This is a genomic window from Singulisphaera rosea, assembly GCF_054877945.1.
Map to the genome: position 1 here is coordinate 63,853 of NZ_JBTYIP020000007.1, position 18,037 is coordinate 81,889.

General features: G+C 63.4%; 13 protein-coding genes and 1 tRNA gene. 11 read left to right on the forward strand and 3 right to left on the reverse strand.

What is annotated here, in order from left to right:
- Positions 1 to 83 precede the first annotated feature (83 nt).
- The 3 genes from ACYOEI_RS14720 to ACYOEI_RS14730 form a co-directional block, all read right to left on the reverse strand.
- On the reverse strand, positions 84 to 1,097 hold the full coding sequence (locus tag ACYOEI_RS14720; protein WP_462850268.1) for a DUF1559 domain-containing protein: 1,014 nt from the start codon (positions 1,095 to 1,097) through the stop codon (positions 84 to 86).
- Between the two features lie 869 nt (positions 1,098 to 1,966).
- Entirely contained in the window at positions 1,967 to 2,218 is a 252-nt protein-coding gene (locus ACYOEI_RS14725) for an ornithine lipid biosynthesis acyl carrier protein (protein WP_462850269.1), read from the reverse strand.
- Positions 2,219 to 2,252: 34 nt separating this feature from the next.
- Positions 2,253 to 3,839, reverse strand: coding sequence for an alkaline phosphatase family protein (locus tag ACYOEI_RS14730; RefSeq protein WP_462850270.1), 1,587 nt, complete (start codon positions 3,837 to 3,839; stop codon positions 2,253 to 2,255).
- Positions 3,840 to 4,132: 293 nt separating this feature from the next.
- Here ACYOEI_RS14730 and ACYOEI_RS14735 point away from each other — a divergent pair, with 293 nt between their 5' ends.
- From ACYOEI_RS14735 to ACYOEI_RS14785, 11 genes are all read left to right on the forward strand, one after another.
- Complete coding sequence (locus ACYOEI_RS14735) at positions 4,133 to 4,864, forward strand: polysaccharide biosynthesis/export family protein (RefSeq protein ID WP_462850271.1); 732 nt, start codon at positions 4,133 to 4,135, stop codon at positions 4,862 to 4,864.
- Positions 4,865 to 5,138: 274 nt separating this feature from the next.
- Positions 5,139 to 6,038, forward strand: coding sequence for an HAD family hydrolase (locus ACYOEI_RS14740; RefSeq protein ID WP_462850272.1), 900 nt, complete (start codon positions 5,139 to 5,141; stop codon positions 6,036 to 6,038).
- 93 nt (positions 6,039 to 6,131) lie between these two features.
- On the forward strand, positions 6,132 to 7,592 hold the full coding sequence (gene gnd / locus ACYOEI_RS14745; protein WP_462850273.1) for a decarboxylating NADP(+)-dependent phosphogluconate dehydrogenase: 1,461 nt from the start codon (positions 6,132 to 6,134) through the stop codon (positions 7,590 to 7,592).
- 480 nt (positions 7,593 to 8,072) lie between these two features.
- Positions 8,073 to 9,533, forward strand: a complete 1,461-nt coding sequence (locus ACYOEI_RS14750; RefSeq protein WP_462850274.1) for a serine/threonine-protein kinase — start codon at positions 8,073 to 8,075, stop codon at positions 9,531 to 9,533.
- A 393-nt stretch (positions 9,534 to 9,926) separates the two neighbouring features.
- Complete coding sequence (locus tag ACYOEI_RS14755) at positions 9,927 to 10,691, forward strand: GntR family transcriptional regulator (protein ID WP_462850275.1); 765 nt, start codon at positions 9,927 to 9,929, stop codon at positions 10,689 to 10,691.
- Positions 10,692 to 10,862: 171 nt separating this feature from the next.
- The gene (locus tag ACYOEI_RS14760; RefSeq protein WP_462850276.1) at positions 10,863 to 11,072 is read left to right on the forward strand and encodes a hypothetical protein; all 210 of its coding nucleotides are present in this window, start codon (positions 10,863 to 10,865) and stop codon (positions 11,070 to 11,072) included.
- A gap of 95 nt (positions 11,073 to 11,167) precedes the next feature.
- Positions 11,168 to 12,283 (forward strand): DUF1559 family PulG-like putative transporter, encoded by a 1,116-nt coding sequence (locus ACYOEI_RS14765; protein WP_462850277.1) that lies wholly within the window; start codon positions 11,168 to 11,170, stop codon positions 12,281 to 12,283.
- A 274-nt stretch (positions 12,284 to 12,557) separates the two neighbouring features.
- A complete protein-coding gene (locus tag ACYOEI_RS14770) occupies positions 12,558 to 13,031 on the forward strand; it encodes a hypothetical protein (protein ID WP_462850278.1) in 474 nt (157 codons plus the stop codon).
- Between the two features lie 342 nt (positions 13,032 to 13,373).
- Positions 13,374 to 15,251, forward strand: a complete 1,878-nt coding sequence (locus ACYOEI_RS14775; protein ID WP_462850279.1) for a SpoIVB peptidase S55 domain-containing protein — start codon at positions 13,374 to 13,376, stop codon at positions 15,249 to 15,251.
- 53 nt (positions 15,252 to 15,304) lie between these two features.
- Entirely contained in the window at positions 15,305 to 17,470 is a 2,166-nt protein-coding gene (locus ACYOEI_RS14780) for a hypothetical protein (RefSeq protein WP_462850280.1), read from the forward strand.
- A gap of 201 nt (positions 17,471 to 17,671) precedes the next feature.
- Positions 17,672 to 17,744 (forward strand) — tRNA-Val (locus ACYOEI_RS14785).
- The last annotated feature ends 293 nt before the right edge of the window (positions 17,745 to 18,037 follow it).

Below are 18,037 nucleotides of genomic sequence, written 5' to 3' on the forward strand. Positions count from 1 at the left end.
CTCTCAACCTTGTTTGCGTCAATCCGCGTCATCTGCGGATCGTCTTCATCCGCTATTCTCAGCCCGACGTCGGGACATTGATTTCAATAAGCATCAGCCGAGACGATCTCCCCGCCGGCGCGAGTGCTCAGGGCCATGTAGGTCCTCGAGTTGATCGTCTGTTTCAGGAATCGGACCGAGCCGTCGGACATCGCGAAATTGGCACCACCGGGGTGGAAGCTCTTGAACGCCTGATAATACCATTGATTGTTATAGCAATGGATTTGTGACGAAGGGTCGCTGGGGTTCCAGGCGGCAGGCGAGCAGACGTCGCCGTTACTGTCGACCTGCCCATTCTTGAGCTTGGTCATCCAGTTCAAGGGGATGATCGTCGAGGCGTAGATGTCGTTCCCCGAGGCCCAGGCAAGCCCGCTATTGAGGTTCGGGGAGTTCTCACCGATCAGGAGCGTGTTGCTCGTGCCATCCGTGACTTCGGCGATCCGGATCGACTTCGCCGAGCTACAGTCTCCGAACATCCCGCGGAATGTCCCGTTGCATCCATAGGTCGGCCCGGCGGCCTGGGCGGGGTCGAGGCAAAGGTAATCGAAGATCGTGCTGTTCTTCATGTCCCCGGCATTCCCGACATAGTTCAGCGAGGCCATGGTATAGGGGCCAGGCGTCACGAAATCGGGCTGATTCACATCGACATACACGCGGTCGGCAAACAACTTATTGGAGTCGTCCGACGGACAAAGGAAGCTCGTGACGATCGTACGGAAGGCCGTGGAATTCGTCAGGTTGGTGCAACTCCTCGTGTAATTGATCGAGTTGTACACGTTATTTTGCTCGACCTGCGGCAGGATGAACGAAGGCCAGGCCCACCACGTCCCGCTCCAGTTGCCGTCGGCGATCGAGTTTGGCGGAAATGTGCCGATTTGATCGTGGTAATTATGCATCGCCAGGGCGATTTGCTTGGCGTTGTTCACACACTGCGCCCGCCTCGCCGCTTCCCTGGCCGCCTGGACGGCGGGCAACAGCAGCGCGATGAGGACGGCGATGATGGCAATGACGACCAAGAGTTCGATTAACGTGAATCCATGATGAACGGGCGTCTTCATCGTTGAGTCTCCTGGTGAGCCGAGAAGATCGGCTTGTCGAACGAGGTGAGTCCCGAGGTTTCGGGGTATGTGCGCGACGTGGAAATACCGGCCCGCACGAAGTGTGATCGTGGATGAACCCTCTCTTCACGCAAGGCGAAGGGGGGAACGAGACGTTTTTAACGGGGCCGCCGACTCTCGTACGCACTCACAGGATTAACGGTACGAGGAGACTGAATCGCCATAACGTCCACCTCGGCGGCTTCGATTACAGAAGGCGCTCCGACGGTGATCGTGACTCCGGACTGTAGGGAGAGTCTCAGAGGCGCATTGCGGCGCTCATCGCACGGGGCGAGGGGACCGCTCGAGATCGATACGGTGCGGGCCGACTGTGAAGCCGAACGAACTCGTGATGTCGCGAAGGCAGGCCCGACGATCGCAGGCGGCTCTACCCTCGACGGATGGTCTGGACTTGATGCGGCCTTATTATTCTGGGCGGCTCGGAACCCTGTCAAGCACTTATTCGAAAAGATCCTGGACCCGTCCCTATTGTCCGGCGATATGGAGATCTCCATTCCCGTTTCGGGAATGAATTCGTTGTCATCGCCATGGCCAGGGCGGCCATCGTCGAGGACAGTTCGCCGCTGAATCGCGCGGAGATCGATGAGAGATTCCGCGGGTCGGCCGGGCCGGAGATCCCTTCGAACACGCAAGAGTGTGCGGACCCGTTCTAAGAAGACGGGCGTCCTTATCGAGAGGATTCTGCCAAGATCGGCGAGGGAGGGAGTGAAGATTGGGGGGTGGCTTCATTCTCTCCACGAAGCAAACCCCCGGGGCGATGGGGAAGGGATATCCTTATTCGAGGTTGCGAAGACTCCCTCGACTGAGATTCAAGCGGCTTTCTTCTCGGCGATCAGGCGGGCGATCTCGCCGATCGAGTCGAGGTGATCGACGCCGGCTTCGTAGGCCTCGATCGTGACTCCGAAGTGATCTTCGAGGAAGTTGACCAGCTTCAAGGTGCTGATCGAGTCGAGGATCCCTCCCGTGATCAAGGGGGTTTCGCCGGTGAGCTCCGAAGGGTCTTCGCCCGGGAGGAACTCGCTCAGGATGAAGTGGTGGACCGCGGTTTGGATGTCGTTCATGGCAGCCTCTTGGCGATGATGGGGGGGACAAGCGTCAGGCGCACTCGGCCCCGAAGCCGGCGGCCAGCAGCGCCTCGAATCGGGGGTCGGTCTCGATTTCGGGTCGGGCCCCGTACCGCACGGGCAAGGGGGTCTCGAAGGCGTCGTGGAGGACACGGCCTTCCATCGTCTCGGGGACCCGAAGCCCGAGCATCGCCAGGGCGGTCGGGGCGATGTCGTGGAGGTCGGCCTGGAGATGGCCGCCGGGGCGGATGTCGGGCCCTTCGATGGCGATCACCCCGTCCATCCAGTGGGTCGCCGGGAGGTTCGGGTCGGGGCGGACCAACTCGCTTCGGAAACTCACGCCCCACTTGGCCTGGGCCTGATACCCGTCGGCCGAAAGCGCCATGACGTCCGGCAAACCTTCGGCGGCGGGGTCGAGGCCGTAGCGATCGGCGACGGAGAAGACGTCGCGGAAGAGGGGGGCGTTGGTCTTCGGGTCCCGAGCCTCGAGGCAGGTTGCAATGACGTCGGAGCGGATCCGCTCGGCGACCGAGGCATTCTCATTGCTCGAGGGCGTGAGGAAGATGCAGCCGCTGAGCTGGCCGAACGGGGCGAACGCCACCGTCTTGTTCCAGTCGCAGCCGACCTGCCCCTCGATCGACCTGGGGAGCCGACGCCCTTGTCCCCCGGGGGCTCGGCGGGTCCGCCAGCGATGGAGTCGGTCGGCAAGCCTTTGGGCACGATAGCGGAACCTGGTCCCGTACATCAGCCCGCGCTGAAGCCCTGCCTGCCGCAATAGCCCGTTGACGTTCACGAGGGCCTTGCAGGGGCCGAAGCCGTGGTCGGAGACGGCGATGACGGCCGCGTCTCGTTTCGAGGCGAGCTCGAGCAGCCGTCCCACACTCTCGTCGAGCACTCGCATGCAACTCTCGACTTCGCTATTCCAGCCAACCTGGCGGACTCCGGTCTCGTCGACGTCGAGGTAGGGCCAGAGGCGATGCTGGAGGCTGTCGAGGTTGTGGAAGTGGACCATCAGGGCCGACCAGTCGGTCCGGGCGTCCGCACGCTCCGCGGCTTCGGCCTGGGCGCGGAAGATCGCCCGATTTCGCGTCCCTTGCGACTGGAGTTCGTCGAACGACTTCGGCCGAGACTTCCAGACGATCTTGTGTGTGTAGTCGGGGACCTCGGCGAAGATCTCGTCGCCGAAATCGGGACACTGGGCAAAGGCCCAATCGAGCCCCGGCGCATCGGAGCCGGCGACCACCAGGCCCCGGACCTTCGGCGGCGGATAGGTCATCGGCAGGTTCAGGCTCACGACCTCGCGGCCGTTCGCGCTGAGGACTTGCCAGAGAGTCGGGACTCGGACGCGACCCGAGTGATTCGACCGGATCGTCCGGTCGGACGGTTCGACGTGGTAGAACTCATGGATCCCGTGGACCGCCGGCGTGCAGCCGGTCGCGAACGACGTCCAGGCCACGGGGGTGACCATCGGCTCGCTCGATCGGAGCGTGCCGAACGCCGAGCGTCGCCAGAGCGAGGCGAGGTTCGGCAAGAGTCCCCGATCGAACCAAGGGCCGAAGACGGACATCGTGCCGCCGTCCAGACCGAGGAACAAGACCCGAGACGCATGAGCCGGCATGGGACGGTTGCCTCGAGATCCCGGGGTCCTCGCATCTCCCATTCCATCGAGGGACGCAAGCCTTGGCCTCCGATCGTGAAATCGAAGCCAAGAATGACAGGACTCCGGGTCGGCCGCAAACTACTCCCTCACCCGGTCGGGGTCAATGCCGAGTTTTTGGTCAAGGAATCGAGCGACTCTGCCGATCAGTAAACCGATGCCGACTCAAGGTTGGGTCGGGACCTTCGCGTTTACCTCAAGAGACGCGCGGGCCACTCGAGAGGCCTCTTGATCCCGAACAGGGGTATCGGCCGATGACCGCAAGGACGCTGACACCCCCGCGCCTGCGCTTTGGAATCGCCTTCCTCGCCCTCGCGGTCCCGTTGATCTCCGGATGCCAGAGCTTCTCGAGGCACGCCTCCAAGAAGATCCCCCAATACGGCGTCATCGATCCGGATCAGCCGCGCGAGCTCCAGATGATCTCGCTGCCCCCGTACGTGGTCGAACCCCCCGACGAGCTCGAAGTCTCGATCCGACCCGCGGTCGCCGACCTCTCGCTCAGCACCTTGACGGTCCAGTCCGACGGAAACATCGACCTCGGGTTCGGTGGCGACGTCTACGTCGCGGGCCTGACCCTCCAGCAGGTCGAACAGAAGATTGCCCAACACCTCCTCACCCTCAACCTCGCCGACAAGCCCAAGGAGCCGTACCACGTCTCGGTCCGCCTGGTGAACGGGAGCTCGAGCAAGTTTTATTATGTGCTCGGCACCGTCACCACTCAGGGCAAGTTCCCGAGCACCGGGAACGAGACCGTGCTCGACGCGATCCTCGCGGCCGGGCTTCGGACGAACAGCTTGCCCGAGAAGGCTTACCTCGTCCGGCCCCACCCCACCGGCGGCCCTGACCAGGTCCTCAAGATCGACTGGTTCGGGATCAAGGATCGTGGTGACAACCTCACCAACTACCAGGTCTTCCCCGGCGATCGCATCATCGTCCCCGGTGGCAAGGCCCCCGGCCTGCTCAGCACCCTCATGGGAGGGGGATGATCTCCGCATGGAGGTCCGGCGCTCACGGATTGGAAATGTCGACTTCGGCGGGGCCTCATCGCCCCGCCGATTTGCTTTTTCGCGAACACGCTCCCCGGACTCTCGAGGCGAAATCCACCACTTCGGGTAGGTTGGGCAGGCTGGCCGAGGTCGACCTTCCTCGGCGGTAACTGGACATCCCCTGCGGGGACCGCTACGATTTTCGAACGATGCGCCCCCGCGACCCGAGTCCGATGGGCCTGGTGCGTTTCGTCCGACCCGAAAGGACCCCCGCATGTCGGTGCCCGCCGACCCCCAGTCGCCGCTCCGCGACTTCCGACAGACCCAGGAATTCTTCATCGGCATCGACAGCGACGGATGCGCGTTCGACTCCATGGAGGTTAAGCATAAGGAATGCTTCATCCCCTGCATGGTGCAATACTTCGGGCTCGCGGCGATCTCGAAATTCGCTCGAGAGTCCTGGGAGTTCGTCAACCTCTACTCGCAGTGGCGTGGGGTCAACCGCTTCCCGGCCCTCACCACGAGCCTCGACGTCCTGGCCCGACGCCCCGAGGTGGCCCGTCGAGGCTTTAAAATCCCCGAGGTTGCGGGTCTCCGGAGCTGGATCGCTCGGGAATCGAAGCTGGCGAATGGGACGCTGAAGGCCGAAGTGGCGGCGACCGGAGACCCCGACCTGACGTTGACCTTGGCCTGGAGCGAAGCGGTCAACCGAATGGTCGGCGAGGTTGTCCGGAACGTGCCCCCCTTCCCGTTCGTCCGCGAGGCGCTCGAGTCGATGGCGGTAAACGCCGACGTGATGGTCGTGTCGGCGACTCCCGCCGAGGCGCTCGAGCGTGAGTGGAAAGAGCACGACCTCGACCGCCACGTCGCCTTGATTGCAGGCCAGGAGATGGGGAGCAAGAAGGAGCACCTCGCCCTGGCGACCGGCGGTCGTTATGAGCCGTCCAAGGTCCTGATGATCGGCGACGCCCCCGGCGATCGGAAGGCGGCCGAAGCCAACGGCGTTCTCTTCTACCCGATCGACCCCGGGTTCGAGGACGAGTCCTGGCGTCGGTTCTACGAAGAGGCCCTACCCCGATTCTACGCCGGTACTTACGCCGGGGACTACATGGCCGAGCAGGTCGCTCGATTCGAGGCGCTCCTGCCGGAGCGGCCCCCCTGGAAGACCCTCTGAGCCTCCCTTCGAGCCGCGCGTGCTTTAGCGGCCCTATCTCGTTGCGATTCGACTGATCTTTTCCCGATCCCAGAGACGACCCGAGTACCTGCAATGCCGACACCTACCGCCGACATCGGCCTGATTGGCCTCGCCGTGATGGGCGAGAACCTCGTCCTGAACATGGAGAGCCACGGGAGCACGGTCGCCGTGTTCAACCGGACGACCTCGAAGGTCGACGACTTCGTCAACGGCCGAGGCCAGGGGAAGAAGCTCGTCGGCTGCCACACGGTCCAGGACCTTGTCGCCTCGCTGAAGCGGCCCCGAAAGATCATGATCATGGTCAAGGCCGGGCCGCCGGTCGACGCCGTGATCGACGAACTCGCCCCCCTGCTCGAGCCGGGCGACATCCTGATCGACGGGGGTAACACCTACTTCCCCGACACGACCCGACGGACGCAGGCCCTCAAGGCCAAGGGGCTCCTCTACATCGGCACCGGTGTCTCCGGCGGCGAGGAAGGCGCACTCAAGGGCCCGTCGATCATGCCGGGCGGCGACCCGGACGCCTGGCCGGCCGTCAAGCCGATCTTCCAGGCCATCGCCGCCAAGGTCGCCGACGGCACGCCGTGTTGCGACTGGGTCGGCCCCGAAGGGGCGGGCCACTTCGTCAAGATGGTCCACAACGGCATCGAATACGGCGACATGCAGCTCATCTGCGAGGCCTACGACCTCCTCAAGACGCTGCTCGGCATGGAACCCCCTGCCATGCACGACGTCTTCGCCAAGTGGAACGAAGGCGTCCTCGACAGCTACCTCATCGAGATCACCCGCGACATCCTCGGCTATAAAGACCCCGAGAGCGGGACGCCGATGGTCGACCTGATCCTCGACGCGGCCGGTCAGAAGGGGACGGGCAAGTGGACGGTCGTCTCCGCGCTCGACACGGGTGTCCCCCTGACGCTGATCGGCGAGGCCGTCTTCGCCCGCTGTCTCTCGGCCCAGAAGGACGAGCGGATCGCCGCCTCCAAGGTCCTCCCCGGGCCGACTCCCAAATACACCGGGGACCCGAAAGCCCTCATCGACGACATCGAGATGGCTCTCTACGCCAGCAAGATGATCTCTTACGCCCAGGGCTACGCCCTCATGAACGCCATGGGCAAGGAAGCGGGCTGGGAGATCAATAACGGCGGCGTCGCCCTGATGTGGCGGGGCGGCTGCATCATCCGGAGCGCCTTCCTCGGCAAGATCAAAGACGCGTTCGACCGGAATGCCAAGCTGACGAACCTCGTCCTCGACCCCTACTTCACGGGCGAGCTTGCCCGGGCCCAGGACGGCTGGCGACGGGTTTGTGCCGCGGCGATGACCGCGGGGGTCCCGATCCCCACCATGTCCTCGGCCCTGTCGTACTACGACGGATACCGGACCGAACGCCTCCCCGCGAACCTGCTCCAGGCCCAACGTGACTTCTTCGGTGCGCACACGTACGAGCGCGTCGACAAGCCCCGTGGCCAATACTTCCACACGAACTGGACCGGCCGCGGCGGCACGACGTCGTCAACCTCTTATAACGTCTGACCCGGCTTCGGCCGACTCCGACGAGCGCTTACACGTACCGGGACCGGCACAGCCCACCTTCGGGCTCGTGCCGGTCTCTCGTCTTTCGCGTCGAGAGCGTTTTTCTCTCCCCCACCACCTCTTGTCGTACACCCGCATCCTGGATTTCGACGTTCGGCGCGATCCTTCAACCGGTTCGAGGTCCGGTCCGGGACTTGCTGGCTTAAAATGGCGCTCACACTAGAATGTTGGTGGGGTCGCCGGGAAGTGTCGGGCGGTCGAGGGGCGAGCGACGCTCGACCGAGGCCTCCTGATGCACAAGAAGTGAAAGTCGCCTCCGGAGCATGCCGATCGAATGGTTATTGAATGAAACGCAAACCCAAGTCTCCACACTTGACTTATTCGAGCAGAGCCGAACATTCTCTAGGGGATATCGTGGGTAAGCCGGGGAAGGGATTGGATGCCCGACCCGTGGCGCGCCTCGAGACTGCGAGAGCGAAGATGAGTCGCGGGAGTCGATGCCCGAGTTGCAACGAGCCGATTCGAGAGCCCGCGACCGTCCATCATTGTGCCGTCGGGGGCGTGGTCGGCGAGGCTCGTTCGGACTCGGGACCGGGGGATCGGCCCTCCGACCGGCTCGGCGAGACGATTGCCTATCGGAATGACGTCACGGTCGCCCTTCGCGACGGCAGCTTCACGGTCGCCGGCGAAGTCGACGACGGCTTCCCCGAGATCGACGACCTGATCGACAGCCCGCTTGGCCAGTACCACCTCAAGTCGGTGGTCGGGCGAGGCACCATGGGACGTGTCTACCGGGCCGAGCACCTCGGACTGGCCCGCCCCTGCGCGATCAAGGTCATGAATCCGGGCTTGGTCGAGAAGCATCCCAAAATCCGTGAGCGCTTTTGGGCCGAGGCGAGGGCGGTCGCCAACCTCTTGCACCCCCACGTCGTGACCGTCCACAACCTGGGGAGCGACCGCGGATACCACTTCATCGAGATGGAGTACATCGAGGGGGGCATCAGCCTCGCGGAGTCGCTCATCCGCGAGGGTCCTTTCGACCCGATCCGCGCATCAACCCTGGTTCGACAGGTGGTTCTCGCCCTCGGCGCCGCCCACCGTTCGGGCATGGTCCATCGCGACGTCAAGCCGTCGAACGTCCTCCTGACCCCCGAAGGCCATGCCAAACTCGCCGACTTCGGGCTCGTCCGCCATCTAAGCGAACTGGAATTGGCCGGCGTCCCGGTCGCCGGGACCCCGACTTATATGGCCCCCGAACTCTTCGCCGGGATCCCGGCCAGCCATCGCTCCGACATCTACGCAGTCGGGGTCATGTACTTCTACCTCGTCTCCGCCCGACTCCCCTACGTCTCGGACCAGATCGCCCAACTGATCCAGCTCCACAAGTCGGCGCCGGTCCCCGATGTCCGCGAGTTCGCGTCCGACGTACCCGATGTCGTGACCGAGATCCTCGCCCGTTGTCTCGCGAAGTACCCCGAGGAACGCTATCAATCGGCCGACGAGCTTGCCGACGACCTCGAGTCCGCACTCTTCGGCCTCCAGGAGACGGAGAGCCTCGTCCGCGAGAGCGTCGAAGGACTCGACTGCTTCATACAAGGGGGGCGTGATCATTACCGCATCCTCTTCTCACTCCCCAACGACCGCCTCCAGGAAGTTTACGTCGAGGTGACTCAGCGCGACGAGGAAGGTCGTCGGCTCTCGATCTTCTCCGTCTGCGGTCCCGCCGATCCGAAGCACTTCGAATTCGCGCTGAGGATGAACGCCAAGCTGACCTTCGGCAGTCTCTCGATCCGCTCTGTCGACTCCCAGCCGATGTTCGTGATGACGAGGACCTTCCTCCGCGACCGGGTCAGTGCGCTCGACATCCGGGCCGCACTCCTCGAGATCGCCCGACGCGGCGACCACGTCGAACAACTCCTGAGCAGCGTCGATCTGTACTGACGCCCACACGATCCGGCTCAGACCTCGAACTCGCGACCCTCCTCAGACCGATTCCCCCGAGTCGTACACCCCATACCGTCTGATTTGGCTCGCACGGGGATCGGCAATTCGGTCGCCGAACGTTCAGAGCAGGGCCATGACTCGACGTTCGGCCCCAGATCCTTGCCGAAGATGAGACGTCCGGTGAGTCAGAACTTCAGGATAGGTCGGACGCATTCGACCTGTTCCTTCGGAACAAAGAAGATCAACAGGACTCGATTGCTGGGCTATCAGAGTCCAAGCCGACTTGAATGGGTTAGAGATAAGAATTTTCTTGATTTTGTTGTTGACGGCAGATTGTATACTTTCTACAGTCGACAAACCTCACCTCCCGACGCTCCAGAAGCTCGACCAATGATGAAGGTACAGACACTTAGCAATAGGGTCTATGACTACCTGTTGCCGATGATTTTGACCGGCGAACTGGCACCGGGGGGTTCGCTTCGTGAGGTGGAGCTCGCCAACCGGCTTGGGGTCAGCCGAACGCCGATCCGCGAGGCACTGCATCGCCTGGCCGAATATGGTGTTGTGGAGATGCGGGCGAACCATGGCGCCGTGGTACGTCGCCTGGGTCGTGAGGAGTTGATCCATTTCCATCAGATGCGCGAGGCCCTGGAGGGACTGGCGGCGGAATTGGCGTGCGGGCACGTCTCATCGTCGGATTTCGACCGCCTCGATTCTCTGGCCGAGGCGGCCCGAGACATCTCCGCCCCCGGCTATTTCGAGGCATTCGACCGTTTCGACGTCGAGCTCCACAGCCTGATCGGTACTCGATCGGGTAATCCGCTGTTGAGCCGAGAGATCGTCAAGCTCCACGGCCTGACCATGCTCATCCACGACCAAATCGAGAGGGTCTTGATCGCGACCGGCCTGATTCCCATGACCGAGCGGTCGGACATTCGAATCATGTGCTGGAATCAGCACTTGAATATTATAGAGGCCCTCCGCTCGCGGCATCCCGAGGCGTGTCGTCGCGCGATGGTCGACCACCTTCGGGAAACGTGTCGGTATAAGATCAGCCTGATGGTCCCATCCGGATCGCCGTCCGACGAGGGGAGCCCGACCCCGAAGTCCACCGCGAGACAGGGCAGCGGTTGGGGCCCTGAGGCGCAGAACTGACCCAATCTCGGTCGACGGTCCCGTTCAATCAAATCCACCGGAGCGCCCCTGACGCACCGACGACGTGCGGCGTGGATGGTCTGCGCCGGACTCCGAAGCGACTCCACGCCCAATCTTTCAATGCATCCCTCGTACGTGAATCCCCTCGGGTTCCATGGGAGTCCCATCGACATGTCGCGAAATAGCTTCATGAAGCTCGCCGTGGGGACCGCCTTCCTCCTCGGCACGACGGGCTGCGGCGGAGGCGTCCCCCCCGCGGGCTCGAGGGCCGTCGTCCCCGCCGATTACAAGGAGAAAGAAAAGATCATGGCGGAGGGCTTCAAGAACATGATGAAACAGCGCGCGGCCACCACCAAGGTGAAGGCGAGGCGGACCCGGTAATGATCGTGCACAGGCTTTGGAATTCGGACGAAGTGAGGCACCCTTAGACGGATCAATCTCTGCAGTCATCACATCTCGAATCCGGAGGCAGATTCATGACTCATCGGTCTCGGCGCGGGTTTACGCTCATCGAGCTCCTGGTCGTCATCGCAATCATCGCGGTCTTGATCGCCCTCCTGCTGCCCGCGGTGCAGTCGGCCCGCGAGGCGGCCCGTCGCATTCAGTGCACGAACAACCTCAAGCAGATCGGGCTGGCGCTTCACAATTACCACTCCGCCCTGGGCTCGTTCCCGTCGGGAGCTTCCGTCAATTTCACGACGACGGGCTTTTATTCCACCTGGGGTCCGAACATGAGTGCCCAGGCCCTCATGCTCCCCTATCTCGAGCAGGCCCCGCTCTACAACGCGGCGAACTTCAACTTCGCGGCCGAGTTCGAGGACGGGATCAACTCGACGTTCGCGCTCACGATCCTGGCCGCCTACCTGTGCCCGTCCGACCCCTACGTCGCCGGCAAGAAAAACACGAACAACTACGCCGCCTGCATCGGGACCACCACCGACTCGATGAACAGCACGAAGGAATGGCTGGCCTGGGCCCCCGGACAACCCGTCGGTGGGACGTTCACGGGGAGCACCGGCCTCTTCGCCCAGACGATCGCGTACAACATCGGCAGTTGCACCGACGGGACGTCGAACACGGTGGCCTACTCCGAGACGCTCGTCGGCGACAGCCGGGCCAGCAGCGTCTGGGGGCCGAGCACCACGCCGCCGAGTCGCTATCGCGGCAACATGATCTATGGCGCCAGCCCCAGCGACCTCGACAATCGACTTAACGATGCCTTCACCAACCCCACGTTCATCCTGTCGTTGCTGGACAAGTGCCAGAGCGCGTTCCAGACGACCACGGACAAGATCGGCGACCATCGCGGTTATCGCTGGGCCCAAGGCATCACCGGCTACACCATGTTCAACACCATCCAGACGCCTAACGATAGCAAGTACACGTTCGGTGCCTGCCGACTCGATGGCGGTCCCAACAATTACCCAGATGATGGTTTCACCTGGGCCGCCAACAGCGCCCACCCCGGCGGTGTGAATACCTTGTTCGGAGATGGCGGCGTCAAGTTCATCAAGAATTCGATCGATCGCCGGATTTGGTGGACCCTCGGCACCAAGGCCGGGGGCGAAGTCATCAGCGCCGACAGCTACTGATCTTCCTAGCACCTCGGTCGGGCCGAGAGCGTTCGGTCCGACCGCCCTGCCCCCTCGGCTCGGCCACTTGCCCGAGTCTCGACCCCTCTCCCGGTGGCCACAACCTTGGCGACGAGACTCCGGTCGGACTCCATTTCACTCCACAACAATCCGAGGACACGGGCACTTCCCTCCGAACCTTGTTAGGATGGTGAGCTCAAGTCTCCCGGATCTCTGTCGGTTCAGGGATCGTCGAGGGCGGCTCGATCCCGTCCCGAACGAGAGGGTGACGCTCGTGCCTGTGGACCATCGAACGGCGGCGGCGGGCCTCGTCATGTCCTTGGCCGTCGGCGCGGTGGCGATCGCGCTGGCGTTCTGGCTCTGGTTTGAGCGAAAGAACCGCTCCGACGAGCTTCCCGAGGAAGACCTCCAGCACTTCCGACGTCAGGACCTTCGTCGATTTCTCGTCGCGTTGATCCTGATGCTGATCGCCGTGGGCCTCTCCGCGGGATCTCGGATCGCGCCGAAGGTGGAGGGGCGGACGAACTTGCTGTTCGTCGAGATCTGGTTCGGGGTTTTCATCCTCATCCTCGCGCTGCTCGTCCTCGCGTTTTTCGACTGGATCGCCACGAAGATCTACGCTCGCCGGCAGTTCCGCGCCCTCGCGAACGAGCGCCTCGAGATCCTCCGCGAAGAGCTCAGTCGAAATCCCAAGCCTCGAGAAAGCCTCAACGGCTTCGGCGACCATTTCGGCGAGTCGAATCATTGACTCATCCCGACGCCTGTTCGGCTCGCGCGCACCTTTTGTCCGACCCGACGTAGAACCTTTGTCGCCTTGATGGAGAGCGGATGAACTATTGGTTGACGTGATGTTAAGGGAGGGCTACCATTGAAGACGATAATCCAGGAGCAGGATCTCATCCCGTGATGGAGGTGTCGGCGGATCTCCCGAATCCCCTCCGTGGATGCGACTTCGGTCCTCCTTGGGGATCCCTCTCCACTCAACTACGGCGGCTCGACGCCACGTTCCTCCTCTCTCCTTTCCGATTCCTTTCTCTGCTTTGGATCCCCGCGCCATTGGCCGCTGGCCACTCCCAGGGAGATCTGCTCGATGCAAGCCTCGTCGTTCCCTCTTCGGAAGCTCGGGCCCGCGGGACTCGTGCTCTTCGGCCTCCTCCTGGGTGGCGTGCATTCCAAGGCCGCCGAGCCGGACCCCAAAACTTACTGGGATATTAAAGATGTCCGCCCCGGCATGAAGGGGACGGGACAGACCGTAATGGTCGGGACGAAGCTCGAGGAGTTCGGTGCCGAGGTTCTTGGCGTGATGCGCGGGGTGAGCCCCGGCCGCGACATGGTCCTCTGCCGACTCACCGGATGCAACCTCGAGCACGCCGGCATCATCCAGGGGATGAGCGGGAGCCCGATCTATATTGACGGAAAGCTCCTGGGAGCCGTCGCGTTCGCCTGGGAATTCGCCAAGGATCCGATCGCGGGCGTCACGCCGTTCCAACAGATGGTCCAGTACGTCCGCTCGAACGACCGCCGGATCGCCGCCGAGTCGACCGACGGCGGGATCCACGCAGCCTACGACCGAACCTCGATGTTCATCGACGGGCTCTCGACCGACTCGACCGATTCTGGGTTGCCCGTCGCGGTCTCGGGAGGCTCCCTCGCCGGGATGCGTCCGATCGCCATGCCCATGGCGGCGACGGGGTTCAGCCCCAGGGCGTTGGCTATCCTCGGCGACCGGCTCCGCCCTCTCGGACTCGCTCCGATGGCCGGCGGCGGTGCCCCCGAACAGGTCATCCGAGACGAAGGCGACCGACCCCTCGTCCCCGGTTCTCCCCTGAGCATCGCCATGGTGACCGGAGACTTCGACCTCTCGGGGATCGGCACGGTCACCCATGTCGAAGGTAACCGGGTCTACGGCTTCGGCCACCCGATGTTCAGCCTCGGGGCTTGCGAGTTCCCGATGATGACCGGCTACATCCACACGGTCTATCCCCGAGCCAGCGTGAGCATGAAAATGGGCTCGCCGCTCCGAGTCGTCGGGGTCGTCGACACCGACGTGAGCACCGGCGTCGCCGGTCGCATCGGCCCGAAACCCGACATGATTCCGCTCGACGTCCACGTCAAGACGGGGCGATACTCCGAGCCGCGAACCTACCACGTGCAACTGGTCCGCGAGCCAAACCTACTCCCCTCGCTGGTGATGTCGGTCCTCACGAATGCGATCGACACCGAGGGCAACCTCCCCGAAGAGTTGACGGCCAAAGTCCGCGCGACGATCAAGCTCAAGGGACACGACCCGATCGAGATCCACGACACGGCCAGCGGTCCGCGTTACACCGGCCCGATGGGGCCCGCAGCCCTGTTCAGCCCGGTCGCCTCGATCGTCAGCATCCTGGTCCGCAACGCGATGGCACCTGTCCGGATCGAATCCATCGACTGCGACGTCGAAATCGACTCGGGGCGTACCGTCGCGCAGATCGAGTCTGTCCGACTGGCGACGGACCGACTCCAGCCGGGCGAGACCGTCAAGGCCTCTGTCACTCTCAAGCCGTTCAAGGGGGACCGGCAGACCGTGACCCTCGACCTGGCCCTGCCGGCGGATCTCGAGGACGGGACTTATGAGGTCGGTGTCTGCGACATGGTCAACAGCCTCCGACGCCGGCTCCGCAACGAGCCTGCCCTCACGGAGCCTCGAGACCTTGCCGGTGTCCTCAAGTCGATCCATTTCCAAATCGAGCCGCGACGGACGGGGCTGTACCTCCATTTCACCTTGCCCGACCGCGGCCTTGCGATCCAGGGGCAACCGTTGCCCAACTTGCCCGGCAGCGCTCGTGCCATACTCTCGACCAGCCGGCAGAGCCCCGAGCCTCCCGTCAGGACCGACTTGATCGCGGTGGCCGACACGCCTTACGTTGTCGAAGGAATGCAGACGCTCCGGATCACCGTCGTCAAGGATACCGGCCTCTCGCTGAAGTGATCGCGGGAACGTCCGGGTCCGGGTGAGCGTCGTCCATCATCGAAGGGGATCTGATGAGCTTGAATGCGCAGGCCGGTCGGCGGATCGTCCCCAGAGCCCTCCTACTCGGGATCGTCGCGGTGTCGACCGCGTTTTCACGCCCGGCCGCCGCAAAACTCGAGACCTGGCGGCAGGAGACCTCGGCCGCATTCAGCAAGGGCCATCGCGAGAGAATCGTCGTCGCCGAGAATGGCCGAGTCCGGCTGGCCCAGTCTTTGAGCACGGTCGGCAAGCTCGACGCCTCCCGAGTTTGGGACCTCGCCAAGTTGGCGGATGGGACCGTCTTCGCCGCCACCGGCGACGCCGGCAAGGTCTTCCGCCGGGATCCCAAGGACGACTCGGCGTGGACCCTGGCGTACGACGCCTCCGACTCCCAGGCCCTCTCGCTCGCGACCCTGCCCGACGGCCGAGTCTTCGTCGGCACGGGGCCGAGCGGTTTGCTGGTGGATATCAGCAACCCGAAGGCGCCGATAACCGCGCCTCGGCTCACGCCCGAGATCAAGTACCTCTGGGACCTGGCGACCGACACCAAGGGCAACCTCTACGCCGCCACGGGCCCGACGGGTCAACTCTGGAAAATCAGCCCCGACGGCACGCGGACGCTCCTGCTTGATAGTCCCCATTCACATCTTCTTTGCGTCGCCATTGGCCCGGACGGCTCGGTCTACGCCGGCAGCGACGGCGAGGGATTGATCTATCGGGTCTCCGCCGAGGGGAAGACGTCGGTCGTCTATGACGCCCCGCAAAGCGAGGTCCGGACGCTCCTCTTCACTCCCGAGGGCGTCCTCTATGCGGGGACGGCCGCCGAAGCCGGCGGGGGCGGAGGCTCGGGCCGAGGCAACTCGCTCTTCACTGGTGGTGGTCTCACCGCACTCGACACCAAGATAGGGGCCGTCATGGCGGCTCAGGAACCGCCGAAGCCGTCGGCATCTCCCACACCCTCGTCTAACCCTCCGCCTACCGTCGGTGGATCGGCGAACCCCAAGCCCGCCGCAGCTGGCGACAATGCGGTCTATCGAATCGGGCCCGACGGCGTACCTCGCGAAGTCTTCCGCAGCCGCGTCCTGATCTTTTCCCTGGCCCGGCAAGGCGACCGATTACTCGTGGGAACTGGTCCCGAAGGCCAGTTGTTCGAGGTCCGCGATCAGGGGCATGCCTGGGCACCGATCGCCAAGCTCGATCACGGACAGATCCTCTCGATGATCCCCGGTCCGCAGGATGCCCTCCTCATCGGGACGGGAGATCCCGGCGCGATTATCCGGCTCGATTCCGGCTACGTCGCCAGCGGCACGATCGTCTCCGACGTCCTCGATACCAAGCTCATCAGCCGCTTCGGTGCGTTGACGTGGCGGGCCGAACAGCCCGAGGGGACGACGGTGGCCCTCCAGATGCGAACCGGGAACGTCGGCGAGCCCGACTCCACATGGTCCCCGTGGTCGAGCGAACAGACCGACCCGGAGGGGGCCAAAGCGGGTGTTCCTCCGGGCCGGTTCGCCCAGTATCGGGCGACCCTCTCGACCCGCGACTCCTCCAAGACTCCCGAATTACGTTCCGTCGCAATCCGCCACCAGTCCGTCAACCTGCCCCCCGAGATCGTGAAGGTCGAGGTCCCCGACGTCACCGCCGCCGACGGCACGACCCGTCAAACCAAGCTCAACCTACGCTGGGAAGTGACCGACCCGAATTCCGACGAGTTGAGCTACACCGTCCATCTCCGCAAGGAAGGCTGGCCGGACTGGATCCGCATCGGCCCCGAGCAGCCCATCACCGCCTCGAGCCTCGAGTGGGACACGACCGCCGTACCTGACGGCCACTACCGAGTTCGCTTGACGGCCAGCGACCGACTCTCGAACAACCCCGACGACGTCTTGACCGTCGATCGGACGAGCGACGTCTTCGCAGTCGACCACCAGTCCCCCGAGGTATCGATCGCCCCGAAATCTCGAGGTGCCGTCATCACGCTCCAGGACCGTTCAACCCGGCTCGTCAAGGCCGCCTACGCTTTGGACGGCGGCGAATGGACCCCGATTTTCCCCGAAGATGGCCTCTACGACTCGCCTCGAGAAACCATGACGTTGTCCCTCCCCGACCTCAAGCCGGGATTCCACATCCTCATGGTTCGCGCCACCGACGCGGCCGGGAACGTCGGTACCAACGATGCCTTGATCGACACTCGCTGACCTCGTTCACCCGCCCTACCGACTTGGAATTTCAGTAGTTCGACCCACAGTTCTTCCCGATCGGCGGTGGTATGGCGAGGGCAAAACGGGAATCGACCGAAAATCGCCTTCTAGTTCACCCATCGTTGGCTTAACATAATCCTTCGAGGTTCCTGGCGCGGGCCAAACCCGTCGAAAGGAACCTCGACGCTTCGAATCATTGGGCGATTAGCTCAGTCGGTAGAGCGCCTGCTTTACACGCAGGATGCCGGGGGTTCGAGTCCCTCATCGCCCACTCAAGCCGATTGTCAGGAGATTCAACAAGGGCATTCTCCTGACTGCCCCACTCATCCCTCCACGCCTTCAGCCTTCCCCCACTACTCGCTCTGAAGTCAGGATGCCAGGAATGGAAAGGGAAAGCCTTGTCTTGCACGGGTTTGGTGCAGACTGGAGTGCAAATCTGAACGAATCGTGATTGCGGACGTGTATTCCAGTCCGACTGCACCAGGATCTCTGAGAACGCAACGGGATGACGCGTCATAATCACCTGTTGCCAAGCCATTCAGGCAATTCCCGCCGGAGCGGTTC